The organism is Aminipila sp. (assembly GCF_032051575.1).
Classification (GTDB): domain Bacteria; phylum Bacillota; class Clostridia; order Peptostreptococcales; family Anaerovoracaceae; genus Aminipila.
In genome coordinates this window covers 102,440-129,295 of sequence record NZ_DAMBYD010000010.1, presented here as the reverse complement: position 1 = coordinate 129,295, position 26,856 = coordinate 102,440, and the positions used below count along the sequence as shown (strand labels likewise).

Annotated in this window: 29 protein-coding genes and 1 pseudogene; 29 read left to right on the top strand and 1 reads right to left on the bottom strand. The window is 31.4% G+C overall.

The genetic code is table 11. The annotated features are described in order from the left end of the window. Positions 1-8 precede the first annotated feature (8 nt). The 19 genes from RTW14_RS14350 (at position 9) to RTW14_RS14260 (ending at position 17,780) form a co-directional block, all read left to right on the top strand. Positions 9-587: a DUF6329 domain-containing protein gene (locus tag RTW14_RS14350; protein ID WP_312652613.1), complete on the top strand. Its 579-nt coding sequence runs from the start codon at positions 9-11 to the stop codon at positions 585-587. Positions 588-599: 12 nt separating this feature from the next. Then, on the top strand, positions 600-980 hold the full coding sequence (locus tag RTW14_RS14345) for a DUF3846 domain-containing protein (protein ID WP_312652610.1): 381 nt from the start codon (positions 600-602) through the stop codon (positions 978-980). 97 nt (positions 981-1,077) lie between these two features. Further along, entirely contained in the window at positions 1,078-2,031 is a 954-nt protein-coding gene (locus RTW14_RS14340; RefSeq protein WP_312652608.1) for a DUF5688 family protein, read from the top strand. Positions 2,032-2,053: 22 nt separating this feature from the next. After that, positions 2,054-2,452, top strand: a complete 399-nt coding sequence (locus RTW14_RS14335; protein ID WP_312652606.1) for a DUF6103 family protein — start codon at positions 2,054-2,056, stop codon at positions 2,450-2,452. Positions 2,453-2,522: 70 nt separating this feature from the next. Beyond that, positions 2,523-2,777 carry a DUF6103 family protein gene (locus RTW14_RS14330; RefSeq protein ID WP_312652603.1) on the top strand — a complete coding sequence of 85 codons (255 nt, stop codon included), beginning with the start codon at positions 2,523-2,525 and terminating at the stop codon, positions 2,775-2,777. A gap of 406 nt (positions 2,778-3,183) precedes the next feature. Next, the gene (locus tag RTW14_RS14325) at positions 3,184-3,606 is read left to right on the top strand and encodes a hypothetical protein (RefSeq protein ID WP_312578852.1); all 423 of its coding nucleotides are present in this window, start codon (positions 3,184-3,186) and stop codon (positions 3,604-3,606) included. A 20-nt stretch (positions 3,607-3,626) separates the two neighbouring features. Beyond that, positions 3,627-6,383: a MobP3 family relaxase gene (gene mobP3, locus RTW14_RS14320; RefSeq protein WP_312652601.1), complete on the top strand. Its 2,757-nt coding sequence runs from the start codon at positions 3,627-3,629 to the stop codon at positions 6,381-6,383. 233 nt (positions 6,384-6,616) lie between these two features. After that, complete coding sequence (locus tag RTW14_RS14315; RefSeq protein ID WP_312652599.1) at positions 6,617-8,020, top strand: DUF3991 domain-containing protein; 1,404 nt, start codon at positions 6,617-6,619, stop codon at positions 8,018-8,020. A gap of 55 nt (positions 8,021-8,075) precedes the next feature. After that, entirely contained in the window at positions 8,076-9,914 is a 1,839-nt protein-coding gene (locus RTW14_RS14310) for a VirD4-like conjugal transfer protein, CD1115 family (RefSeq protein ID WP_312652596.1), read from the top strand. Between the two features lie 13 nt (positions 9,915-9,927). Then, positions 9,928-10,185 carry a helix-turn-helix domain-containing protein gene (locus RTW14_RS14305; protein ID WP_312652594.1) on the top strand — a complete coding sequence of 86 codons (258 nt, stop codon included), beginning with the start codon at positions 9,928-9,930 and terminating at the stop codon, positions 10,183-10,185. 200 nt (positions 10,186-10,385) lie between these two features. Further along, positions 10,386-10,604 (top strand): sensor histidine kinase, encoded by a 219-nt coding sequence (locus RTW14_RS18755; protein WP_334308179.1) that lies wholly within the window; start codon positions 10,386-10,388, stop codon positions 10,602-10,604. 451 nt (positions 10,605-11,055) lie between these two features. Then, positions 11,056-11,583 carry a carboxymuconolactone decarboxylase family protein gene (locus RTW14_RS14295; RefSeq protein WP_312652592.1) on the top strand — a complete coding sequence of 176 codons (528 nt, stop codon included), beginning with the start codon at positions 11,056-11,058 and terminating at the stop codon, positions 11,581-11,583. A gap of 4 nt (positions 11,584-11,587) precedes the next feature. Next, positions 11,588-12,394 (top strand): SDR family oxidoreductase, encoded by an 807-nt coding sequence (locus tag RTW14_RS14290; protein ID WP_312652590.1) that lies wholly within the window; start codon positions 11,588-11,590, stop codon positions 12,392-12,394. A gap of 69 nt (positions 12,395-12,463) precedes the next feature. Continuing rightward, positions 12,464-13,282 carry a transporter substrate-binding domain-containing protein gene (locus tag RTW14_RS14285; protein WP_312652588.1) on the top strand — a complete coding sequence of 273 codons (819 nt, stop codon included), beginning with the start codon at positions 12,464-12,466 and terminating at the stop codon, positions 13,280-13,282. Between the two features lie 16 nt (positions 13,283-13,298). Next, positions 13,299-14,009, top strand: a complete 711-nt coding sequence (locus tag RTW14_RS14280; protein WP_312652586.1) for an amino acid ABC transporter permease — start codon at positions 13,299-13,301, stop codon at positions 14,007-14,009. Continuing rightward, positions 14,010-14,747 carry an amino acid ABC transporter ATP-binding protein gene (locus RTW14_RS14275; protein WP_312578860.1) on the top strand — a complete coding sequence of 246 codons (738 nt, stop codon included), beginning with the start codon at positions 14,010-14,012 and terminating at the stop codon, positions 14,745-14,747. A gap of 306 nt (positions 14,748-15,053) precedes the next feature. Then, on the top strand, positions 15,054-15,461 hold the full coding sequence (locus RTW14_RS14270) for a NusG domain II-containing protein (RefSeq protein WP_312652583.1): 408 nt from the start codon (positions 15,054-15,056) through the stop codon (positions 15,459-15,461). Positions 15,462-15,733: 272 nt separating this feature from the next. Further along, positions 15,734-16,423 (top strand): response regulator transcription factor, encoded by a 690-nt coding sequence (locus RTW14_RS14265; RefSeq protein ID WP_312652581.1) that lies wholly within the window; start codon positions 15,734-15,736, stop codon positions 16,421-16,423. 1 nt (position 16,424) lies between these two features. Further along, positions 16,425-17,780 carry a sensor histidine kinase gene (locus tag RTW14_RS14260; protein WP_312652580.1) on the top strand — a complete coding sequence of 452 codons (1,356 nt, stop codon included), beginning with the start codon at positions 16,425-16,427 and terminating at the stop codon, positions 17,778-17,780. 78 nt (positions 17,781-17,858) lie between these two features. Here the strand turns inward: RTW14_RS14260 and RTW14_RS14255 are convergent, their stop codons facing one another. Further along, on the bottom strand, positions 17,859-18,635 hold the full coding sequence (locus RTW14_RS14255) for an Mrp/NBP35 family ATP-binding protein (protein ID WP_312652578.1): 777 nt from the start codon (positions 18,633-18,635) through the stop codon (positions 17,859-17,861). Positions 18,636-18,893: 258 nt separating this feature from the next. Here RTW14_RS14255 and RTW14_RS14250 point away from each other — a divergent pair, with 258 nt between their 5' ends. The 10 genes and pseudogenes from RTW14_RS14250 (at position 18,894) to RTW14_RS14205 (ending at position 26,696) form a co-directional block, all read left to right on the top strand. After that, positions 18,894-20,057: an IS110 family transposase gene (locus tag RTW14_RS14250; RefSeq protein ID WP_312652576.1), complete on the top strand. Its 1,164-nt coding sequence runs from the start codon at positions 18,894-18,896 to the stop codon at positions 20,055-20,057. A gap of 307 nt (positions 20,058-20,364) precedes the next feature. Further along, positions 20,365-20,625 carry a heavy-metal-associated domain-containing protein gene (locus RTW14_RS14245; protein ID WP_312652574.1) on the top strand — a complete coding sequence of 87 codons (261 nt, stop codon included), beginning with the start codon at positions 20,365-20,367 and terminating at the stop codon, positions 20,623-20,625. A 36-nt stretch (positions 20,626-20,661) separates the two neighbouring features. Then, positions 20,662-20,796, top strand: a pseudogene (locus tag RTW14_RS18875) (CAP domain-containing protein); the annotation flags it as partial. Between the two features lie 198 nt (positions 20,797-20,994). After that, the gene (locus RTW14_RS14235; protein ID WP_312652572.1) at positions 20,995-21,462 is read left to right on the top strand and encodes a carboxypeptidase-like regulatory domain-containing protein; all 468 of its coding nucleotides are present in this window, start codon (positions 20,995-20,997) and stop codon (positions 21,460-21,462) included. Between the two features lie 647 nt (positions 21,463-22,109). Then, on the top strand, positions 22,110-22,814 hold the full coding sequence (locus RTW14_RS14230; protein WP_312652570.1) for a PspA/IM30 family protein: 705 nt from the start codon (positions 22,110-22,112) through the stop codon (positions 22,812-22,814). Between the two features lie 2 nt (positions 22,815-22,816). Further along, positions 22,817-23,137 carry a hypothetical protein gene (locus RTW14_RS14225; RefSeq protein ID WP_312652568.1) on the top strand — a complete coding sequence of 107 codons (321 nt, stop codon included), beginning with the start codon at positions 22,817-22,819 and terminating at the stop codon, positions 23,135-23,137. A gap of 74 nt (positions 23,138-23,211) precedes the next feature. Further along, entirely contained in the window at positions 23,212-23,763 is a 552-nt protein-coding gene (locus tag RTW14_RS14220; RefSeq protein WP_312652567.1) for a LemA family protein, read from the top strand. 53 nt (positions 23,764-23,816) lie between these two features. After that, complete coding sequence (locus RTW14_RS14215; RefSeq protein ID WP_312652565.1) at positions 23,817-24,782, top strand: M48 family metalloprotease; 966 nt, start codon at positions 23,817-23,819, stop codon at positions 24,780-24,782. A 257-nt stretch (positions 24,783-25,039) separates the two neighbouring features. Next, positions 25,040-25,399: a four-helix bundle copper-binding protein gene (locus tag RTW14_RS14210; protein WP_312652562.1), complete on the top strand. Its 360-nt coding sequence runs from the start codon at positions 25,040-25,042 to the stop codon at positions 25,397-25,399. 103 nt (positions 25,400-25,502) lie between these two features. Next, on the top strand, positions 25,503-26,696 hold the full coding sequence (locus RTW14_RS14205; protein WP_312652560.1) for a cyclopropane-fatty-acyl-phospholipid synthase family protein: 1,194 nt from the start codon (positions 25,503-25,505) through the stop codon (positions 26,694-26,696). Positions 26,697-26,856 lie beyond the last annotated feature (160 nt).

Sequence of the window (26,856 nt, the reverse complement as noted above, 5' to 3'; positions counted from 1 at the left end):
AGGAGCTTATGCTAACTACAAAAGCAATATTTGAACGAAAGATTTCAGCATTTGATGCACAAGTATGTGTGATTAATGGAATTGAATTAATGGATGAAAATGAATTTGAGGAATTTAGCAACAATCTATTAGATGACAGAACCTTTATTGCAGATAGAAAAGAAGAAATGTATATAGATTCCACAGGACAAATCCATGGACTGCTTGCACTAAATATAGATAGTGGAGATGGAATTTTAATTGATAGTCAAGGATATGATTATCCAAGATATGTTGCATTTATGCCAAACATTAAGCCATATATAGATAAGCAAATTTCTATTGTTGCAGAGCAAATAATTAAGGAATCTGCTGAAAATACTTCAAATGGTAGTTGGGCTATCTATTTTGATGAGATAGAAGAATCCCATGGGCTAGTTGTAAAAGAAAACAATGGTATTGGAACTTTACTCTTAGATGAACTAACAAGCAGAGATGAAATCGCAGAAATTGAAGTACTCGATGACTGCTTTGATATGACAATATATCTTGACTACTGTAGTAATTTAGACGAAGAAATAAAGCCAAGTCAAAACATGAATATGTAGGAGGATGATTTAATGGATAATATAGAAAAGACAATTCGTATCTTAAAGATTGAGCCACAAAACTTACCTTATGAAAAAGAAATAGCGAATGACTTGGAGGGTATTCAAGGAGAGGTTGAGGGATTATTTGAATGTATTTATTTAGATGATAATTGTATTTTGGTATGTAATGAAGAAGGAAAATTAAATGGAATGGAACTAAATCGAAGGGTTGGTAATGACATCATTGCTGGTCCTTTTTTTATTGTAGGTGATAGCCAAGATGGAGAATTTGTATCCCTAAGTGATGAACAAATAGAAAGATACACACAAGAATTTGGTAAAATTCAAGAATTCACAGGAGAAGAACCAGAGGCACAACCAAGGATGGAGTTTATAGGATTTGATTTCTAAAATAAGATTATAAGTTTTTAAGTAGCAGGTAGTAATGAAGGTAACTATAAAAAGCAGTCTGTTTCAATGAGAACAGCAAAAGTAAAGGAGAATGCATATGACATTTAATGAATATGTAGAAAGAGTAAAAAGAGAAGTTAAAGATTATTTGCCAGAAGAATATAAGGATGTAAATTCAGAAATTAATGTGGTCAGAAAAAATAATGGGGAGGAATTAACAGGACTTACTTTGCGTGGGGAAAGTAATATATGTCCTAATATTTACCTGAATTCCTTTTATAACTTACATCAGGAAGGTATGAAAGTCGAGGAGACTATGAGTAAGATTGGTAAGATTTTTCAAAGAGAAATAAAAAGAACACCGCAGTTTAATTTAGAAGACTTCACCTACAACAATATGAAAGATAACCTATATTATACAGTTATTAATGCAGAGAAAAATGAAAAGTTATTACAAGATATTCCCCATCAAAGAAGAGAGGATTTAGCAATTGTGTATCGGGTGAATGTATGCATATCGGAAGAAGGTACAGGAAGTATTTTATTAAATAATGAACATTTAAAACTTTGGGGTGTCGATCACAGAGAAGTTCATGACCAAGCAGTAAGAAATATGCCAAGGATATTGCCGTATAAATTTGAAAATATGAATGATATTATCGCAGAGTTGATGGGAGAGGATGTCGAGCTATTTGAGGAAATGGCAGGAGAAAATATGATGTGGGTACTAAGTAATGATAAAAGAATGCAAGGTGCAGCATATATGTTTGATGAAAAAGTAATGTCTTCTATTGCAGAGAAATTGGGTGGAGATTTTATTGTATTGCCATCTTCTCTCCATGAAGTAATCATAATAAAAGAAGAAGATATTATGGTAGAAGAAAATATAGATTTAGAATTTATTCAAAGGATGGTTTCAGAAGTAAATGAGAGCCAAGTAGAACCTGATGAAGTGTTATCTGATGCAATTTACCGTTATAGTTCTAAGGATAATAAGCTATCACTTATAGAAGAATTTGAACAGTCACAAGGTATGGATATGAAAATGTAAGTAGAAAAGGAGGATTTAGAGAATGAGTATATCAACGGAAAAAGCAACGCTACAGGTAACTTTTCAAAAAGAAAAGTTAGAAGCATTACGGTTTTATATGAACGAAAAGGATCTGACTGTAGAGGGAGAATTGCAAAAACATATTAGTAGTATCTACGAGAAATATGTTCCATCAGCTACTAGAAGATATCTAGAGAGAAATGATAATGAACAGGAGAACCAGACGGAAACAACAGCCCCTATTAGTGAAAGTTCATCAGAAGTTACTCCAAGAACTACCTCTAATCGTGGCAGAAGAAGGACTGAAAGGGTGCAAAGTGAACAGGCAGAAGTTCCTACAGAAACTACAAATGCAGAAGAAATTGAAGAGTCTCAAGAGCAGACAGAGGATGAAAATCAGGGAATGGTCATGAGTATGTAGTGACTATTCCTTTTCTGTTTTTGCAACTGGATTTATTAAAAATTGAATAAAAAGAAGGAGGCATGTTTGGATGAAAAAAGATACTATTAGCGTAAGTCTTGAGGCAGAAAAGCTAAGAGCAATTAAGAAGTATATGGAGAAGAAAGAGATTGATGTGCAGGATGAACTAGCAGAACAACTACAAAAGCTTTATGAGAAATATGTACCGGTCAATGTCAGGGAATATATTGATGAAAAGAATGAGGAAGAAAGTAGAGCTAAAACACCAAGAAAACCAGCTAAAAATACTGGTACTGCAACTTCCACATCAACTCCACAGGAATAAAACCATTTTGGTGGCGATATTTGCCTCTGTGTGCGATTGTATGGACGAGAGTGGGACAAGTTATCATTAATGAAATATAAAACGATTTGTGGGCAAATTTGCAGAGATTTATTAGTAGGGTAGATTTAGCCTTATAATACTTGATTTTTCAGGAGAAATAAGACTAAAAGGTGAGTGAACCCCCCAATTGATTTTGGTGCAGGATAAAGAGAGGTGGTCGCACGCGACCTCCTCTCGACCACATCGCCCGGCAGTGCCGAGCGTTTCTCTCAATTACGTTAGGTGGTCGAAAAAGCTGTTTTGGGACAAGTAGGTGGTCGTAATAATGTAAAAATGCATTGTTACAAGGCTTGAAAGTGGTCTAAGAGGTGATCAAATACAATATTAAAGGAATTGGAGTGATGAAATGAAACAAATTCAGCATAAAGCAAAGGATAGAACTGCAGTATGGCTTTATCCGGAAACCATTGAACAAATGGATTCTATGCTTGAAACGGATAATGCCAAAAGTCGCAGTGAATTCATAGAAAAAGCACTGCAATTTTATATGGGATATCTGGCAAGTGAAAATACGACAGGATATCTTTCAAAAGTTTTAGTATCTGCAATACAAGGGACTTTAAGAGAAACAGAAAACAGAAATTCAAGTAATCTCTTTCGCTTATCTGTTGAAATGTCAATGATGATGAATATTCTTGCCGCAGGTCTTGAAATTAGTGATGATGATTTGAGAAAACTTCGTGGCAGATGTATAAATGAAGTGAAAAAGACAAGAGGAAAAATCAACATGGAGGATGCAGTGAAATTTCAACAAGGCATTGTGGAATAAAAGCAGAAAGGAAGATTTAAATGGCAAGAATTATTCTGAAGTGCCCGTACTTAAAAAGTGGAACGAAAAAAACTTCAGCTCATCTATCCAATCTTGTAACTTATATGGCTAACAGAAATGGTGTGGAAAAATTAACTGTGGAAAATAAAAATCTTCCTTTTACTCAAAAGCAAGATAATCTTATAAATCAAATTATAAAGGAATTTCCAAATACAAAAAGCTTATTTGAATATGAAGATTATATTAAGAATAGAACTATTGAAAATGCATCGGATTTTATTTCAATTGCATTAGAACAAAACCTTGATAAAATTAATAAGCGAGAAAACTATGTCGATTATATTGCAAACCGGCCAAGGGTTGAAAGAATAGGTACGCATGGCTTGTTTACAGGTGGCGATGATGAAATTGTACTAAGCAGAATTTCAGAAGAAGTTGCTAATCACACAGGAAATGTGTGGACTCCCATAATTTCATTAAGGCGAGATGATGCCATACGTACAGGATTTGATAACGCTGAAGCCTGGCACAATATGTTATCCTATTATGCACCAGAGATTGCGGAAAGTATGAAAATTCCTGTTGAAAACTTTAGGTGGTATGCAGCTTTTCATAATGAGAGTCACCATCCACATATTCATATGATTTGCTATTCCGTTAACCCGATAGATGGATATCTAACGAAAAAGGGCATTGAAAAAATGAAGTCAGGTCTTGTAAAAAATATCTTTAAAAATGAGATGCAATTAATTTATGCAGGACAGAGCCAAAGACGAGATAGGGTAAAAGCCGAGAGTAAAGAAATGCTTTTACAGCTTATTCAGGAGATGAAAATAGGAACGATTCAGAATACACAAATAGAGAAATTATTTTTAAATTTGACAGAGAGGTTGAAACATACCAAAGGCAAAAGAGTGTATGGATATTTGCAACCAAGTGTGAAAGCAATTGTTGATGAAATTGTAGATGAACTTTCCAAAGAAGAAAAAGTGTCTAAAGCTTATGAACTATGGTATGAAATGCGAAACGAAGTGCTGAACAGTTATATGGATGAACCTTCAGAGCCTCTACCATTATCAAAGCAGAAGGAATTTAAATCCATAAAAAATATAATTATTGCTGAGGCAGATAAACTTAGCAAAGGAGAAATTAGTTTTGTTGAAATTGAGAATATTGATACCTTTCTTTATAACAATGATTTTGCAGAATCAGATAACCCTGAAGTTGTTGAAGATACTGTAGATTTTGAGGTAATGGAAGATAACAATACTGACGGGTTAGATACAGGACACATTTATGTGAAATGGACTAACGAGTATAAAATGGCTCGTGAGTATTTGTTTGGTACAGATGAAATAGAACAGAATTTTAAAGTAGCACTAGAATTATTTACGGAAGAATCAGTAAAAGGTAATGCTCTTGCGATGTTTGAAATTGGTAGAATCTATTCGGATGGTCTTGGTGTAGAAATCGATATGGACAAAGCTAATAATTATTATAAAAAGGCTCTTTCTAGATTTCAAAAAGTTGAATCACAAAAAGCATGGGAATATACAGAGTATCGTATTGGTAAAATGTATTCACAGGGTCTTGGTACAGAGAAAGACTTAAAAACAGCATCTTATTGGTTTAATTTATCTGCAGAAAAGAAATATAAGTATGCTCAGTATTCTCTTGGTGGTTTATATTACCGTGGGCAAGGAGTGGAACAAAATTTTCAAACAGCCTTTTCATTGTATTTAAAATCAGCAAAGCAAGGGTTTCCTTATGCAGATTTTGAAGTTGCTAAAATGTATCGTGACGGTACTGGTATTGATAAAGATGCAAATGAAAGTAATCATTATTTTGAAAAAGCCTTTGTAGGTTTTGAAAAATTAGAAAAGCAAGGTTGTGATGATAAGATACAATACAGGTTGGGATGGATGCTTCAAAATGGAATTGGTACAAATAGAGATATTGCAAAAGCAAAAGAGTATTTTGAGAAGTCTGCAAAATTTGGAAACATTTTTGCCCGTTATTCATTAGCTAAGATAATACTTGAAGAAGATAATCCAACTAATGAAGAAGTGAAAAAAGCAATTGATTATATGCATATAGCTTCAAACAGTGGGAATAAGTTCGCACAATACTCTCTCGGTAGAATTTATCTGGAGGGTAAACATACCTTTAAGGATATTAATAAAGCAATAACATTATTAACTTTATCGGCTGAACAAGATAATGAGTTTGCAGCATATAAGCTAGGAATGATTTATTTAAAAGATGAAGAAATTACAAAGGATATAAATAAAGCAATTGCATTTCTAACGCAATCAGCTGAAAAAAATAATGAATGGGCAAGTTATCAGCTAGGAAAATTGTACTTGATGGGCGTGGATATTCCTAAGGATACCGAAAAAGCGATTGAGTATCTTACAAAGTCAGCAGAACAGGGAAATCAATTTGCTCAGTATGTTCTTGGAAAGTTATTTCTGATTGGAAAGGATGTTCCGAAAGATAAAGAAACAGCAGTAAAATTTTTTACTCTATCGGCAGAGCAAGGAAATGAGTATGCAAAATTTTTTCTTGAAAACATAGATAAGTTTCGAGAACCATCAGTAGGGTTATGTACATCTCGAGTGCTTCATCATATGAGTAAAATATTTGAGGATAATATACCGCTTAATAAATCTAAGGTAGGATTAAAAATTGATAGTAAACTACTTAGAAAGCTTAAAGGAAAGAAAATAGCTCAAGGACATAAGAGAGATGATCATGAAGAGAGGATGACTCTTTAATAAAAATAACCTATAAATTTCTAAATAAAAGCAGTCTTTCGATTCTATTAATGAAAGGCTGTTTTTTATATCTAAATTCAAAAAGTGAGGGTATTCATTATGAAGAACAGCTTTAATAAAAAAAAGAGTTTATATAATTTAAAGCAAGCTATTAAACCATGTATGAAATGCTACCCTATCAAAAAAACTGCATTTCATCGTATTGGGAATAGAAAACAATAAGGGGGTAGCAGATGGGTACATATATTCATTTTACAAAGGAACAAAAAGAAAGAGCAAACAGTGTTGACCTTGAAGAATTTCTACAAATGCAAGGTGAAACCTTATTGCCATCAGGTAGAGAAAAAAGACTAAAAAGTAATCATAGTATTACGGTTAGGGGAAATGAATGGTTTGACCATGCTACAAAAGAAGGTGGTCTTGCTATTGATTTCGTTCAGAGTTTTTATGGATTAGTTTTCCCGGATGCAGTAACAATGCTACTTGGCGGAGAACAAGGTGGAGTATATTCTATGGTAAAGAAAAAAGAAGAAATCAGAAAACCGTTTGAGTTACCACCTAAGAACAATGAAATGCGTAGAGTGTTTGCTTATTTGATTAAGCACAGATTCATTGATCGAGATGTGGTTAGCTTTTTTGCAAAGGAGAAACTCATCTATGAGAGTAAAGAGCAATCAAAAAATAAAACCAAAGAGTATCATAATGCCATTTTTGTAGGTTATGATGAAAATGGTATTCCTTGTCATGCCCATAAAAGAGGTATTTACACCGAGGGAAAAAGTTATAAGGGAAATATTAATAGCAGCAATCCTTGTTATAGTTTTCATTACCTTGGAATTAGTGACAGAATCTATGTATTTGAGGCTCCTATAGATATGCTTTCCTTTATCACGGTACATAAAGATACAGATTGGAAAAAGCACAGCTATGTTGCTCTTTGTGGAGTGTCCGAGCAAGCATTATTTAAAATGCTTGAAATCAATCCTTATTTAAATCATGTTATTTTGTGCTTAGATCATGATACTGCCGGAATTGAGGCAAGTGAAAAAATAGCAGATATGCTGAAAGAAAAAAATATTGGTTGCAATAGACTACTTTCCAAACAAAAGGATTGGAATGAGGATTTGAAAGCAGAACAGAATTTGACTGCAATTCCTTCAGAAGAACACCCACAATACCTTATAAAAGATGAACATTGTAATGAGATATTAGAAATTATAAAAGAATTCAAAAAGATTGAATTTAAGTATGTGGATGGCTTAAATGCTTTCCAAAAGTCTCGAAAAACAAATGCATTACAGGCTGAAGCTATGAAGATGGCATCAGCCATTTTTTTATGTCTTACATTAAAAGAATTCGTGCAACTTGGAATCACAATGACTTCAGAAGAAATTGTTCAAAAAATGAGTGAAGAGTTTCGCGCATATCAAAACAGGCGCAAGTGGTATTTAACACTTTATGATATAGAAACTGAACTGTTAACATTAAAAAATCAAGATGGAATTATTTCTGAATCAGATAAAGCTTTAACTGCCAAAAAATATCAGAAGATAGCATTGGAACTTTTAAAGTCAACTATCAAGTTAGAACTAGAACATCAAAAACAAGTTCAAAATCCGTCATTCAAAATGGCGTAACATACGAGGCATAGGAGATATCCCTGTGCCTTAATCTATAGAAAGGTTGTGAAAGATGAATTCACGAACATATATGTTAATAGCTGCTACCGCTATTATGTTTTCTGTTATAGGAGGATTATCCTTACTTGCTAATTACTATACCTTAAGTGGAATTAAATCGAAGACGGTAGGAGATGGACAACATGGTGTTGCAAGATTTTCTACAAAAAAAGAAATTAAAGAAACTTATGAGCACATTCATTTTGATGTAAAAGCTTGGAGAAATGGAAAGCATCTACCTGTAGATGTTAAAGGAAATGCGATACAAGGTTTGGTAGTGGGCTGTAAAGGAAATAAGGGATCAGTAACCGGGTTAGTTGATACAGGAGATGTACATTGCCTTATGATAGGTGCTGCCGGTGTAGGAAAAACAGCATTTTTTCTATACCCAAACCTTGAGTATGCCTGCGCAAGCGGTATGTCTTTTATTACTACTGATACTAAAGGTGACCTAGCAAGAAATTACGGAACTGTAGCAAAGGAGAATTACGGATATAATATCGCGGTCATTGATTTAAGAAACCCTACAAGAAGTGACGGAAATAATCTCTTGCATCTTGTAAATAAATATATGGATTTATACAGAGCAGATAATAATGATTTTCCTGCAAAGGCAAAAGCAGAGAAATATGCAAAAATTATATCTAAAACAATTATTTTAACCGATGGAAATAATGCGGCGATGGGACAAAATGCTTTTTTCTATGATGCAGCCGAAGGACTCCTTACAGCGGTGATTCTTTTAATTGCAGAATATCTTCCACCAGTAGAGGAAGATGGTTACATGGTAGATAAAAGACACATTATTTCTGTTTTTAAAATGGTTCAAGATTTAATGGCGCCAAGTAACATTAAAGGGAAAAGTCAGTTCCAATTATTGATGGATAAGCTTCCACCTAATCATAAGGCAAAGTGGTTTGCTGGAGCAGCTCTTAATTCTGCTGAACAAGCAATGGCATCTGTTCTTTCAACAGTGCTTTCAAGGCTTAATGCTTTTCTAGATTCCGAGATGGAGCAGATACTTTGTTTTAATACTGCTATCGATGCTGAGACTTTCTGCAAAGAAAAGTCTGCAATCTTTCTCATACTCCCAGAGGAAGATAACACCAAGTATTTTATGGTATCACTGTTCTTACAACAGTTCTATCGTGAAATGCTGACGGTAGCAGATGAGAATGGTGGTAAGCTCCCAAATAGAGTAATGATTTACGCTGATGAAATCGGAACGATTCCCAAAATAGAATCCTTTGAAATGATGCTATCTGCAGGTAGATCCCGAAGGATTTCTGTGATACCGATTATTCAATCCTTTGCACAGCTTGATAAAAATTATGGAAAGGAAGGTAGCGAAATAATAACTGATAATTGTCAGTTGACAATCTTTGGAGGATTTGCTCCAAATTCTGAAACCGCACAGGTACTGTCAAAAGCACTTGGTAGCAGAACAGTTATGAGTGGAAGTATCAGTAGAGGGAAAAATGATCCATCACAAAGCTTACAGATGATTGAAAGACCACTACTTACTGCAGATGAACTCAAGTCACTTCCAAAAGGTAACTTTGTAGTTATGAAAACAGGTGTGCATCCAATGAAAACTAGACTCAGATTGTTTTTAGATTGGGGAATTACTTTTGAAAAACCATATGAAACTGAAGAAAAATCACATCGTAAAGTTTATTATGCTAATAAAGAGGAATTAGAAGAAAACATTATGAGGCAAGCGATGGCTTTAGAAATAGAGGAAGAAGATGAAACAGCAGAACAAAGTAAACAAGGGGGTACATTACATTCTCCTGCTATGGAGCAATCAAAAGAATCAATTTCTAAACGCAAGACAATGATAAGAACATAGGGAGGTGCTGAATTTGAGTTTCTTTAGAAATATATATCGAGAAGAACTGCCTTCTCGTGCTAAAATTGTTTATATGTATTTGAAAGACAGAAGCAATGCAGAAGGAGAATGTTGGCCGGCTATTAAAACCATTGCAAAAGATACTTCGTTGTCAAAGAGTACAGTAAAAAGAGCCATAGCAGATTTAATACACTGCGGTTTATTAAAAAAGGAATCACGCTATCGGGAGAATGGCAGTAATTCTTCAAATCAATATTTTTTGAAAAAATAAAAAAGAGTATACAATGTCTATGTGGAAGGGATAGTTTTCCGCCAAGGTACTATTATGCTTTTTTTGTGGACTGAGTTGGCGTTCACTATGAACTTACCAGAAGGAATCACTCTATAATTTATTCAGCAACAGAGAAATAACAATAATATATCTGTAATATATGTTTACCTGTTCTGGCGTTAATAATAAATATATTTTAGATAACTATAAAGGACACAGGTATTGGAATCCCAAAAGAAGACTTAAAATATATTTTTGAAAGGTTTTATAGAAGCGATTTATCAAGGAATCGTCAAACCAGGGGAACCGGTATTGGATTTGCAATTACAAAGGCATTAGTAGAAGCACATGGAGGAACTATTAAAATCGATAGTGAAGTTGGAAAGGGAACTAACGTAATAGTTGAATTTAATAGATAAATTTAATAGATAAATTATTATTAATATTATTCTTTGCAAAACAGAATCACTATGTAATTAGTAAATTATAGTGATTTTTTGCGTAGCTAACTAAATTAATTCGTTTGTCAAAAACTATCTAAACTATTGTAATTTAGGCTAGTATGTAATTGTTATAAATCTTACTTTTCTCTATATAGTTTTCTCGGGATAATAAGTTATCCCAAAAAAGTTGGACTTTTTTTCAGAGTAGATATAGAAATTATTTCTACTCTGTTTTTTATTTATGCATTGTAGCTATCTGTAATTCTTATAGTGAAGATGCTATTATGTGCTGATTAAATGTACAAATCATCTAAGTATAAACTTAATAAAATAATTAAAAAATTTATTGACAAATATAATAATTGATATTACAATGAGCAAAAATATAAAACATATATGAATAGTATGTAATAAAGGAGCGAACAAAATGGCACATATTACACAAGTAAATTATGAAAATGCCTCCCCTGACGTAAAAGAACAATTTAATGATCAAATAAGAAGACATGGTAGAATTACTAACATGAAAAAGACACTTCTACATTCTTTACCAGCATTTCATACATTAATGGAATGGTATACACTAGCTGAAGAAGTTGAAAAGTTCTTAGGTAAGAGAGCTGTTAATTTCTATAGCTATGCAATTTCAACACAGAATAGCTGTTTGATTTGCTCTACTTTCTTTGGTAAGATTTTAGAAGATTTAGATATAGACTTTGACAACTTCTCATTTACAGAAGAAGAGTCAGATATTATTGAATACGGTCAGTATTTAGTAAAAGATCCAGGAAATATACCAGATAAATTATTTGATAAGCTAAAAATGAGATATACAGAGGAGCAAATAGTATTGTTAACAGCCTTTGGAAGCATGATGGTTGCAACAAATCTAATAAACACAGCTTTAAAAGTTGAACTAGATGATATTTTAGTTCCATATACAAAAAGGGGATAATAACATGACAAGAGATTTTGAAAATAAAACAGTATTTATAACAGGAGCAGCAAAAGGTCAAGGTAGAGGAGTCGCACTTGCATTTGCAAAACAAGGTGCTAATATTATTGCCTTTGATCTTGGAGAGAAGATTGAATACCCAGCTTATAATAGATCTTCTAATGAAGAACTTGAAGTGTTAAAGGAAGAAGTTATTGTATTAGGAGGCAAAATTGAAATTTTTGCAGGCGATGTTAGAAACGCTAAGGATGTTCAAAACGCTGTAGAAAATGGTGCAAAATCATTTGGAACAATTGATATCCTATTTAGTAATGCAGGTATCTGTGCTTATGGTCTATCCCATGAATTAACAGAAAATGAATGGGATACAATGATTGATATCAATTTAAAGGGTAGTTGGCTAGTATCAAAGTATGTAATTCCATATTTTATAAAGCAAAAAAGTGGAGTTATTATATATAATTCATCAGTTGCCGGTTTAAGAGGAATGAATCGTATTTCTCACTATGCAGCTTCAAAACATGCATTAGTAGGACTGGCTAAATCACAAGCTATTGAACTAGCTCCTTATGGAGTAAGAGTATTAACAATTCATCCAACTGGAGTTAATACACCAATGAATGATGGTTTAGCTGAAATGGAAGGATCTACACCAATAGAAATCGCTGAAAGATCTGCAGGTAACCTTATACCAGTACCTTGGGTTGAAGTAGAAGATGTGGCAAATTCGGTATTATTCCTTGCAAGTGATAAAGCTAGATATATAACTGGAAGCCAATATCTACTTGATGCTGGATTGTTAACAAGATAATAATCTTGTGATCAATTAAGAATAAATGTAACACTAATAAAATAAAAGCAATTTTGGAGGAAGATAGATATGAAAAATAAAAAAGGTATCTTAAGTGTAATTTTAGTATTAATATTAACATTTGCCCTAAGTGCTTGCTCTACTGAAAATAAAGAAGCTTCAGGTGAGCAAACTGATAATATAGAAACGATAAAAGTAGGTACAATGGGTACTTATAACCCATTTAGTTTTGAAGACAGAGACGGAAAATTAACAGGATATGACTTAGAAGTTTTAAGACTACTTGAAAAACAAGATAGTAGTTTAAAATTTGAATTCGTTGCAGCACCATGGGATAGCTTATTTGTTGGTTTAGATTCTAATAAGTTTCAAATGCTAGCAAATCAGATTACTACAAATCCCGATAGAGAAGCTAATTACTACTTAACTAAAAATAGGTACTTCACTTGTGTTGCAGAAATCGTTGTTAGGGAAGGAACGACTGGAATAAATTCCTTAAAAGACCTTGAAGGCAAGAAAATAGGTCTTACAGTAGGAGATTCGTTCACAAGACTTGTTGAAGATTGGAATACAGCAAATGGTAACATCTTAACTATAGTTTACTATGAGCAAGGTATTGAAACAATTCTACAAGATCTTGTAAGTGGTAGAATTGATGCAACAGTAAATGATCCTATTGTTGCAAGAGATAAAGCAAAGATTCAAGGATTAGCTGTTGAACCTGTAGGAGAAAGAATAGCAGCAGATCCAACTTACTTTATATTTAGAAAAGATGAAGATGGTAAGGAATTAAGAGACAAAGTAGATGTAGCATTAAAGAATATTATAGACGATGGTTCTTTAGCTAAATTATCAATTGAATGGTTCGGAGTGGATTATACAAAATAGAAAGTGGGCGATATGAATGGATAAGTTATTGGACTTCTCTTATATGATAGAATCAATTCCTGCTATCGCTAAGGGGATTCCAATTTCCTTAGCCATAGCCCTAATTGCATTCCTTATAGGGCTTATGATTGGACTCTTTGTTGCATTAATTAAGATATATCGTGTGCCGGTTCTATATCAAATTTCTAGCTTATATGTATCATTTATAAGAGGTACCCCTTTATTAGTGCAAATATTTTTATCATACTATGGCATTCCATTAGTGATACGTTATATTAATTTTCGATATAGCCTTAACTGGGATGTTTCCTATATTCCAGCAATATACTTTATCTATGTTGCATTCTCGCTAAATTCAGGTGCATACCTTTCAGAGACTATAAGATCAGCTATACAAGCGGTTAATAAGGGTCAGATGGAAGCTTGTTACTCAGTAGGCATGACAACATCACAAGGATTAAGACGAATTATTTTACCACAAGCAGTAATAGTCGCATTGCCTAACATTGGTAACCATTTTGTATCGTTATTAAAAGATAGTTCTTTAGCATTTGCAGCCTCTGTTCCAGAAATAATAGGGCAAGCAAAAATAATTGCAGGTAGAACTTCACAATTCTTTGAAGTTTACATTGTTGCAGCACTTATATACTGGGCAATTTGTATTGTTTTCGAAAGATTGCTTGTATATCTAGAAAATAGATTCCGTAAGTTTGAAAGAGGTGTTTAGATGATTGAAATAAAAAACCTAAATAAATATTACAAAAATAATCACGTTTTAAAAGATATTAATCTTAAGGTTGAAGAAGGGAGCACAGTAGCATTAATTGGGCCTAGTGGCTCAGGAAAGTCTACTTTGCTTCGTTGTATTAATCTATTAGAAACACCAACAGACGGAGAAATCTATTTAGATGATATTGTGGTTAATGCACATAAAATAACAAAGCAGAGTATACATGAGGTTCAACAAAATACAGGAATGGTTTTTCAAAATTATAATTTATTTGCTAATAAAACTGCACTTGAAAATATAGCAGAAGCCTTAATTGTTGTAAAAAAGATACCTAAGAAAGAAGCATTTAAACGAAGTGAATTATTGTTAGAAAAGGTAGGACTCTCTGATAGAGCAGATCATTTTCCATCTGGATTATCTGGAGGACAACAGCAGCGTGTAGCTATTGCAAGAGCGCTAGCAATTAACCCAAAGGTCATATTATTTGACGAACCAACTTCTGCATTAGATCCAGAGCTCGTAGATGAAGTACTACAGGTTATAAAGAATGTTGCAAAAGAAAAAATTACCATGATAATTGTAACTCATGAGCTTGAATTTGCAAGGGATGTAGCTGATAAGATTATTTTTCTAGCAGATGGAGTAATTATTGAAGAAAATAACTCAAAAGATTTTTTTAATAATCCTAAAGAAGAACGAACAAAACAGTTTCTAGAAAGATTTAGAAGAGTATAAATCTCCTCATATTTACACTATCCTTTAATTGAATTAAATTTATAAGCTGATAAAGTAATTTAAGATATCAATTGTCAGCTTTTTTATTTAATTGGAAAATTTTCAATTTTCTATTATTCTATTAACAGGAACCAATAATGTTATGCCCAAGCTTATCTGGATTATAATGAATATACTCATGTTGCTATTTCTTTAGATAAAGAACTTAATTATATGTAATCATATAAAACTTACATAAGTTCTTCACATTTTTATCATATATTACATTATGATTATGTAACGTAATAAATTGAAAGGTAAATTAAGATGTTAAGTAAAATGACACTATGGGATAAAATATTAATTTTCTCATTAATAGTAATAAGTTTTGCGTGGTTAGGATTAGCTTTTTTATTTAATTCAAAAGAAGGAACTAAAATTGTTGAAATTAAAGTATATGGAAATTTGGTAGAAAAATTAACTTTAACTGAAAATACTAAAGATATTTACAGCTTTGAGTTTGCAGAAAACACTGGTTATATAGAAGTTAAAGATGGAGCAGTGAGGATGCTGGAAATGGATAAAGACATATGTCCTGATGGTATATGTTCAAAAACAGGATGGGTAAAGGAAGCGTATGAAGTTATTGTTTGTATGCCTAATGGAATTACTGTTAACATAAAAAATAATGAAAATAATAAAGAAAAAGATAACGACATAGATATGGTTGCATAAAAATAAGACCTCTTAGGTCTTATTTTTTCATTGGTTATATCTTTACGGGGGACTAAATTGCTTAATAATCATAACAATTCGAAATCCTTAATATAATTGTACATATTAATTATGGAGAACTTATGAAGAAAAAACACATTAAACATATAAATTTTCTTCACAATAACTACATGATTTATTATTAAAATAATGGTGTATAATATAACCAAATATAATATAATTTTGGTAGTATTAAATATTAGATAAAAAAGAAAGTTAATAAGGTGAAAAAAATGAATGAGAAAATATTAGTTGTTGATGATGAGATTAACCTTTTAAATGTCATAAAAGATTATCTTTTGCGAGAAACCTATGAAGTTTTTACTGCAAGCCGAGGAAATAAGGCTATAGAGCTATTTCATGAAATAGAACCTGATTTTATAATTCTTGATTTAATGCTTCCGGATATTTCAGGAGAGGAAATATGCAAACTAATCAGAAAGGAATCAGATGTACCTATTTTAATGCTAACAGCAAAAAGTAGTGAAGATGATAAGGTTACAGGTTTATATATAGGCGCAGATGATTATTTAACAAAACCATTCAGTCCTAGAGAGCTAGTTGGCAGGGTAAGAGCAATTCTCAGGAGAACTAAAGGCAATTCTGAATTGACTGATGCTTTAGAATTTAATAATAAAGATTTGTTTATTGATATACCTAAACATATTGTTAAGAAGGCAGGACAAGAAGTAAGTTTAACACCAAATGAATTTAAGGTATTATTAACTCTGGCACAGAATCCGCACAAGGTTTTTACCAGAAGTCATTTAGTGAGTCTGGCTTTTGGTTATGATTTTGATGGATACGATCGTACTGTGGACACTCATATTAAAAATTTGCGACAAAAAATTGAGGGTAATGTTAAAGAACCTAAATATATTGTAACTGTGTATGGTGTCGGATATAAGTTTGAAGGAGAATAAGATGATAAAAATAAGCGAACAATTACGAAAGTATTTTGTAATAATTTCAATATTGTCAATTGCATTTATTACAATTACTTCAAATATAAGTATAAATTATTTTTTTTCAGATTATATTAGGGATTCAAGAAGCAGAGATGATTTAAAAGTAGTTCAGTATGTGGAACGTGTCTACAGCGATTATAAAGAATTAAATTCCCATTCTTTAATGAATATAATGCATTATGCTTTCAGTGAAGATGTTGTAATTCAAATAAGGGACAAGAATAATAATATAAGTTGGAACAGTAGTACATTTGGAATAATGTATGGGATGGTAGATGAATACAGCAGTGATGAAGGTAAATTTTCGTTTAGAAGTTATCCTTTGACATACAATAACTCACAAATAGGAACTATAGATGTTGGACGACCAAAAAGCATTATATCTAATATAGAAGATGAAAAGTTTTTAATTACAATAAACAGTATTTTTGCAATTGCATCAATTTTGACATTGATTATTGCTTTTCGTTCAAGTAATAGTATATCTAAGAAGTTTTTAAATCCTATATATGTTATTAAGGAAAATGCAAAACTAATTGAACAAGGAAAATATAAAAACCTAAAGGAAGTAGAAACAAACACTGTTGAGTTATATGAATTATCCATATCAGTTAAAGAACTTGCAGAAAGGTTGAATAGCCAAGAATCTCTAAGAAAAAGAATGACTACAGATATAGCTCATGAGCTGAGAACACCTTTGGCTGCAATTCAAAGTCATATAGAAGCTTTTCTGGATGGAGTATGGGAACCTAATGATGAAAAGCTATCTGTTATTCATGGAGAAATAATAAGGTTAACAAAATTAATTAATGAATTATCTGAATTATCAATTGTGGAAGATGATGAGATAAACCTGAAATTAAGCAATGTAGATATATCTTCAACATTGAATAATATAATAGAAAGCTATGAGCCTATGTTTTTAGATAAAAATATTAATATAGATAAAAATATTCAAAATGATGTTAATTTTATGGGAGACATTGATTATCTAAAACGTATTTTCGTTAATATTATTTCTAATGCAATTAAGTATACAAATGAAAATGGGTCTGTCAGTGTTTCTTTAGAGCAAATAAAAGATAAAATTAAAATAATTGTAAAGGACACAGGTATTGGAATCCCAAAAGAAGATTTAAAATATATTTTTGAAAGGTTTTATAGAAGCGATTTATCAAGGAATCGTCATACCGGGGGAACTGGTATTGGACTTACAATTACAAAGGCATTGGTAGAAGCACATGGAGGAACTATTAAAATCGATAGTGAAGTTGGAAAGGGAACTAACGTAATAGTGGAATTTAATAGATAAATTATAACCCCTTATACTAATAAATCAAAATTAGTTATAAGGGGTATTTTTTTAGCCCGATGTATTATTGTTTGTATTTTATTCCAGTATTTTTGCTATATTATTAAACAAACTGTTATCATAAAATTCAATTAATCCATTATCAACAGCTAAAGCTATTTTATGGTCAATTGGAAGCTTTGCCAAAACCTTTATATCATGCTTATTAGCAATTTCTTCAATATGACTTTCTCCAAAAATATGATATTCTTTATTGCAATCAGGACATTTGAAATATGACATATTCTCAATTAAGCCAATGATTGGAACATCCATCATTTTTGCCATCTTAACTGCTTTAGATACAATCATTGAAACTAGTTCCTGTGGGGAGGTAACAATTATAATTCCATCTAAGGGTATAGATTGGAATACTGTAAGCGGAACATCTCCGGTTCCAGGAGGCATATCTATGAACATATAATCAATATCTTGCCAAATTACCTCTTTCCAAAATTGCTTAACAACATTATTTAAGACGGGTCCTCTCCAAATAACTGGATCCGTGTCGTTTTCCAATATTAAATTAATAGACATTATATCAATACCGGTTTTGCTTGTGACAGGCAATAGTCCATTTTCATTTGCCACTGCTTTTGTATTAATTCCAAAAGCTTTAGGTATTGAAGGACCGGTTATATCAGCATCGAGTATTGCTGTGTTATGACCTCTTTTGTTCATGGTTACAGCCATCATAGATGTCACAAGAGATTTGCCAACACCGCCTTTACCGCTTACTATACCAATTACTTTTTTGATACTGCTTAGTTCGTGAGGCTTTTCGGTAAAATCTATTTTTTTATTATTTACACTCATAACTTACTTGTATGATGTATTTAGTAATAAATACATCAATACTCTCCTTTCTTTCTCAACTTTGATATAATCAATATTAACACTGTGGACTTTTTATAACTAACTATAGCTTAGACTATTCGAAGGAGTGTATTGCCACAGTTTTATCTGAATTTTTTATAGTTGGATAAGCCTCTGAGCTTTTATGTCACGCAAGTTTATTATGATAAAACTAGGTGGAACATCCACAGTGAATAATATTAAAGGAGATGATCTCTTATGATCTATGTTGGCATTGATATTGCCAAACTAAACCATGTTGTATCAGCAATGAGTGCTGATGGTGAAATCATATTTGAACCCTTCGGTTTCACTAATGATAATTCTGGTTTTCAAAAATTACTTGATAATCTTTCTTCTTTAGATAAAGAAGAAATGTTGATTGGTATGGAATCAACCGCTCATTATGCTGAAAATCTTACATGCTTTCTTTTCTCTAGAGGATTTAATATCTGTATCATTAATCCGATTCAGACAGCTGCTCTTAGAAAAACAAACATTCGTAAAACAAAAAATGACCGTGTTGATACTTACTTAATTATCAAAGCACTAATTATGAATCAGTATCGTCTGTTCACTCAACGTGAATTGCAATCTTTAAAATTAAAAAACCTTTGTCGCTTTCGTCAGAAACTTATGAAGGCAAGAACAAAGGTTAAAATTCAACTTGTTACCTATGTGGATCAACTCTTCCCGGAGTTGCAATACTTCTTTAAATCCGGTATTCACATTAAATCATGCTATGCTTTGCTTAAGGAATGTTCTAATCCCGACAGAATTGCTAATATGCATCTCACAAGGTTAGCGAACCTTCTTTACAAGACCTCTAGGGGCCACTTCAATAAGCAATCAGCCATTGCTTTAAAAGAGCTTGCATGTAATTCTGTCGGTACCAAAAATGATACACTATCTTTACAAATTACGCAATCAATAATTCAAATTGAATTATTTACAGAACAGCTTGACGAAGTAGAAAACACTATTAATGACATTATGGATTCAATGGATTCTGTTATTAAAACTATCCCTGGTATCGGTAACCTTAACGGTGGAATGATTATCGGTGAAATTGGTGATATCCATCGCTTTGAGAGCCCTTGCAAGCTGCTGGCATACGCAGGACTTGATCCTTCTGTTTACCAGTCTGGCAAGTTTAATGCCTCTCATACTCAAATGTCTAAACGTGGTTCTAAACTTCTTCGCTATGCTCTTATTAATGCTGCATGGCAATTAACTTTAAACAACAAGACCTTCAAAGATTACTACGATTTGAAAATTTCTCAGGGTCGTGGTCATTACAATGCTTTAGGTCATGTTGCTCATAAATTGGTTCGTGTTATTCATAAAATCATGATTGATAACGTTGAGTTTAATTTAGCTTAGTCCAGCCTACTACTATATTCAATTTTTTTAAGCATCCCATTGATGCTTTGTTTGCTATACACTTTTTTAGTCTAACTTTTTTTGAAAAAGTCCTATTTTTCTATTGACAATTCATAGTTGGTCTCCTTATTTTTGATATTTTTGTACCTATATTTATAAATAACATAAAATTATGTTATTTATATGGAGAAGTAAAACTTATAAAGATATATATATATATTTTTTAATAATCTTGATACAATCTTCATAATTGTTTGCTAGTATTTAAATATCACCGCAGAGGTGGGGTGGTAAAGGAGGTTTTATATTGAATACTATTCATACGGTTAAATTAAAACAAAGTAATATGCTTTGTAACAGGTGTTTAACAAATGTAGTTAAAGCTCTCAGCCTTATAGAAGGTATACAAGAATTAAATGTAAATCTTGATAAAAAATTGGTTAAGATTACTTATGAAAATGATAAATTATCAAAAAAAGTAATTCGAGAAATTATAAATGATTCAATAGTACACGGGAAAGTTGACAAAAAAATATATATTGATAATAGAGCTTATAGAGAAAGTTAGGGTATACATTATGGATTATAGAAATGGAAACCTGAATCTGTAGTTACTGCATGGATGAATTCTGAAGGTCATAGAGCAAATATTATGTCCCCTGACTTTTCCAGAATAGGTGTGGGTTATGTTACAAATTCCAGCGGAACACCTTATTGGACACAAGTATTTGCTGACTAATATTAACAATGCTAAGATTTAAGTTGTAATAATAAAAATGAATTTATAGTTCGTTTGATATGCTCCTCTTAAGATAAACAGTTGAACTAATATGTTTATTTAAGGAGGGGCATTTTTAAATAAACAGCATTGTAAACAAAACTTTTTATTTACATATATTAAATTAGAACTTAAGGAAAGGAGGTTTAATAAATTGAAATGATTGATGCAACTAAACCTTACAGAGCTAGAAATAATATAATTAAAAAGTTAGAAACAAATAATGAAGCTGTTGTGACTGGATTTTTAGAAGTTATTGTTTTGGAAGATGAAAGCGGCATTCCAATAGGTGGTGCAGAAGTAAGTGTATATAGATTTAGTATAAGGGGTATTAATGTAACTGCAGGTGAAGAAGTTTTAATTGTAACTCATACTACAGATGAAAATGGTAAAATTCAGATCATAGAGCTACCTGTATTACATGGACCAGATATTAGTAATGAATCAGATTTTGTACACCTGCAATATCATATGACTGTTAATGCCTTTGGATATTATCCTATTACTGTTATTAATATTGAAATTTTTCCTGATATAACAACTCTTTTTCGTGTAAATATGTCTCCAATAACAACAAGACAACCTCGAAGTGAATTTATTATAATTCCTGAAAAACACCAAATTTAACTTAACATGATTGCTTAAAAATATAAAAAAGTAATGTCTATGGTGTTGATTGTCAAGTAAAATTGGCCAATAGGGTCTATGGTAATCTTGCGATTATGTTCGAAGGAAGGATTTAATATTCAAAAAAGGGGCTTCATTCATATTGCAACAGCCCCTTTACATGCGATAAATCTAAGCAAATAATGCTTTGGCTTTACTTGCATATGCTCTAGAAATTATCGTAGAAAGTGATTTTACAGAGATTATTCAACAATCTTAATCTTAAAAATTTTAATAATAGCAAAATTAAAATTTACGTTTAATTTTATTCATTATAAAACCACTTTCAGGTAATGTAGGCATTTTTGTCAAACTAAAACTTAAATCTTGTTTAGGAACTTCGTACTCAATTTTATTGATAGTATTATTAAAGATGTAAGATCTAATAAGCTTCATGTTGAAGAGAATACAGCACTTTATTCTTTTGCATATTATAAGGATATTGACGGTAAACAATTGAGCGACAATTTGGCAGCAATTGAACTTATTAATGTTCTAAGACCTATTATAGCAATTTCCACTTATATTACATTTACAGCTTTAAATAAAAGAAACTATAGAGATATATAGCTAAGTAATATAAAATCTATAAAAGGAAGGCGTATAAAATGAGTATTTTTAATAGAATCAGCAATATATTAAAGGGTTATGCGAATAATGCTTTGGATTCCTTAGAAGATCCCAAAGTAATAGTAGAACAAGCTATAAGGGACTTAGAGGAAGTAAGAAAGGAAACTACTGATGCAGTTGCAAGCTGCATGGCAGAAGAAAAAAGGTTAGAAGCATTGCTGGAAGAAGCAAACAATAAAACAGCATTGTGGCATAATCGAGCTGTTAATGCTTTGAAGTCAGGTAATGAAGAAGATGCTAAAAATGCATTAGATGAAAGAAATAACTTTAAAGCTCAAGTAGAAAGACTTACATCTTCTTATATTGAGCAAAAGGAACAAGTTGAAATACTGAGAGAAAGTCTTGATGAAATAAATGACAGAATTGAAGAAGCAAAGAGAAGAAAAGAAAATATTATTGCACAAGACAGAATTAATGAAGCTAATATTAATGTAAATAAAGTTTTAACTAAAACTTCTAAAAATAATGTATTTGAACAATTGGATAAAATGGAGGAAAAAGTAAATTCTCAAAAATATAAAATTGACTCTCTAAGGGAATTAGAAAAAAAAGATAAAGATAAGGATTATTCAAAATACGATAATATATCATCAAATGATAATTTAGCTTCATTAAAAAAAGAGATATTTGGTGAAGAGGTTAATTCTGATTTAGAAAAACTGAAAAAAGAAGTTGAAGGATAATCATGAATAATATCTATGTTGAAGAATATATAACAGATGAAGAAAGAGACAGAGCATATGAATTTATAAGGATGCTTCTCAAAGCCCTTCCCATAAAAAGTGATATAAAAAAAGGTGAGGTAGAAGGCGTAAATGTTATGCTTAAATATCATAAGACAAAAATGAAAAATGAAGCTAATTTTTATATTGATATAAACGGTGAATTTTACACCGCTAAATATATTCATTCAAAATTAAACCATTACAAAACTTCAATAACCAATAGATTAGCAGCATTTATATTAAATAACAAAGATGCTGTTGAAGAATTTATAATGAATTAATAAAGGGAACATGTTATAAAGGAGGGAATATATCCCTCTTTTATAGATAGAGTCCATTATTGCCGGAGGTAGAAATGAAATATATAATTATTATAATTGCAATATTAGTTATTTGGCTAATTACAATGTACAACGGTCTTATAAGAAAGAAAAACTATATCAAAGAAGCATGGGCAACAATTGATGTTCAATTAAAAAGAAAAACAAATATACTTACAAATTTAGTCGATACAATAAAAATGCAAACAAAGTACGAAAGTGAGACATTGGAAAAGATAGTTTCTATGAGAGTTAAAATGGTGTCATCATCTAAGGATGAGGCAATGACAGCCAATGACAAGGTTTCAAAAATGATTCCTTCAATTATGGCTATTTCAGAAAGTTATCCGGAATTAAAATCAAATCAGTCTTTTTTACATTTAATGGAGGATGTGAAGAATGTAGAAGATAAAATTGCATACGCAAGAACAAGGTATAATACAACTGTTACAATCTTTAATACAGCAATTCAATCATTTCCTACTTCAATTTTAGCAAATATGTTAGGTTTCACTTCAGAAAAAACATATGAAATAAGTGATGTAGAAAGGGAATATTCAGATAACTTAAGAATCAGTGAATTATAAAATATATAAGAAATAGTAGAAGTAAAAGAATTAAAAGAGTAGAAGGAGATATTATGTCAGAAATAAAAAGGCCTGTTATTATATATGAGCAGGTTAGAAAAAATCAAATAAAAACAGTCCTTTTAATTGCCTTTTATATAATAATTATACTTGTTATGTCATACACCATAGGATACTATGCAGATAATATGGCTTTTGGAATTGGTATAGGTGTTTTTATAGTATGTATTCTAATGCCTGTTCAAATTTTTACAGGTACAAAAATGGTAGGTTCCCGTACAAATTGGAAGGAAGCGAATATGTCAAACCCTAATGAAAGCCGAATAGCTAATTTAGTTGAAGGTTTGTCTATTGCAGCTGGTATAAAGGATACTCCTAAGTTATATATTATACCAGCGAATATACCAAATGCATTCGCAGGTGGATTATCCCTCAAAAATGCTTATATAGGAGTGACAACAGGTCTAATTGAAATACTTGATGAACCAGAAATGGAAGGTGTTCTGGCTCATGAAATGTCACACATAATTCAAAGAGATATACTCGTTTCAACAGTGTCAGTTTACCTTATGAGTGCAGCAATAGTATTAGGAACTATATTGTATAGAATATCCAGATATAATATAGTTTATGGTGGAAGAAATAGTTCAAGATCAAGTGACTCAAGAGATAATGAAAATTCAGCAGAAACTTTAGCGTTGATAGCTTTGGCAGGAATGTTTTTATCTTATATTATAAGGTTTGTAGCACAGATTATAAATCTTGCAATATCAAGAAAAAGGGAATATATTGCTGATGCAAACGCAGTTAGGCTTTGCGGATATTCTGAAGGTATAGCTAATGCATTAGAAAAAATACAAAGTCATTCACCTGAATATTCTAAAGAACAGGTTGATAATTTAGGCGGAGATGAGATGCTCGGTCTTTATATATTTAATCCTAAACATTGGATATTGCCACTATTTTCAACACACCCCCCAATAGAAGAACGAATAAGAATTTTGAGAAACATTTATTAGATATACTAGTGACAATTATTACATTTATCGACATTTTTCACGTTCTAATATTAGTTTCATATTATAGTATATAATAAATATTAAAGAAGTAAATAATTTTACAAATAGTCAAACATATAAAAATTTGAGCAGCTTTCATACATTTGCATTAGTTTAAATTTTTTGCAAATTAAAAATATAATAAAATAATGTATAAATTCTATAGATATTCAAATAATAAATATGTAAATTATTTAAAAATTAAAGGAGAAATATCTATGGGTATTGTTACAAATAAGAATAATAATATGCAAGCATGCATAGATGCTTGTACAAAATGTTCACAAGCATGTTATGAGTGTTTCGATGCATGTTTAAATGAACCTGATCTTAATGCGAGAAAAAATTGTGTAAGTATGCTGGTTGAATGCGCTATGATGTGTCAAATGTCAGTTGCGACAATGTCAATGGGTGGTCATTTTTCTCATGAACACTGTCAAATATGCGCTAAAGTCTGTGATAAATGTGCAGAAGAATGTGATATGTTCAAAGATGAACATTGCAAAAAATGTGCAGACATTTGCCGTATGTGTGCAGAAGAATGTAGAAAAATGGCTAGTGCTATGTCTATGAGATAGAACAGTCTTGCATGCTCCTGGTTAATAATATCAGGAGCTGTTTTTATATTTATCACTAAAATTAGGAAGAATTTCAGTGATAAAATGTTAATAGGAGAGCAATATGATTGAATTAAAAGAAAAAAGTAAATTAATTATAAATACGGATAAAATATTTTATAGGTCTTTTTTGAAAAATATTTTCCACATTCCATTTGAAATAAGATTTTGGGATGGTGAGGAAGAAAAATATGGAGAAGGGGACAGTAAGTTTAAGTTGATTTTTAACTGCCCATTATCAAAAACAAAATTATTAAATGATCCATCTTTGGCATTAGGCGAGGCTTATATGACAAATGAGATAGATATAGATGGTGATTTACAAAATATTATAGAGTATTTATATCAAAATAAAAAATCCGTTTTACATAACGATTCTGATAAACATATAAGAAATAATATAAAAAATAGTAAAGATAATGTCCATTATCATTATGATATTGGAAATGAATTCTATAAATTATGGTTAGATGATACCATGACTTATTCTTGCGGATATTTTAAGTCTCCATGGGATTCATTATACGATGCTCAAAAAAATAAAACAAGTCATATTTTAAGGAAGCTAAATATAAGTAAAGGTCAAACACTATTAGATATAGGCTGTGGATGGGGAGAATTAATTTTAACAGCAGCTAAAGAGTATAACGTTAAGGCAATGGGAATAACATTAAGCTCTGAACAATTTAACAAAGTTAAAGAAAGAATTAGAACGGAAGGGTTAGAGAATCTTGTAGAAGTTGAATTGCTGGATTATAGAGAGATAAAAAATAAAAAATTTGACAGGATTGTAAGTGTAGGTATGATTGAGCATGTTGGCAAGGAATTATTACCTGAATACTTTTCAAAAGTTAAAAATTTATTAGATGAAGATGGAATATCTTTACTTCATTGTATAACTGGTATTAATGGTGATGGTGTGAATTCTTGGATAAATAAATATATATTTCCCGGTGGATATATACCTACAATTAAAGAATTAATTACATATATGGCAGATGAAGAATTTTATTTGTTAGATGTTGAAAGTTTAAGAAGACATTATGGAAGAACATTGGAGCACTGGTCGAGGAACTTTGAAATTGCATTGCCTGAAGTAATGAAGAAGTATGATGATAAGTTTATTAGAATGTGGCGCTTATATTTGAACGGATGTGCTGCATCTTTTAACAGCGGTAATATAGATATCCATCAATTTTTGTTTACTAAAGGTGCTAATAATAACTTGCCCTGGACTAGAGAGTATATATATTTATAATAATTATATTTCAAATATGATTCTCTTATAAAACTTATTTATTTAAACCTATATGATATTGTGCATCATGGCGAAGAGTGGTTCTTTAAAATGGAATAAATAGTGATTTTTATAATAATTCAATATAACTTCATAATTGTATAGTACAGTTATGAAGTGT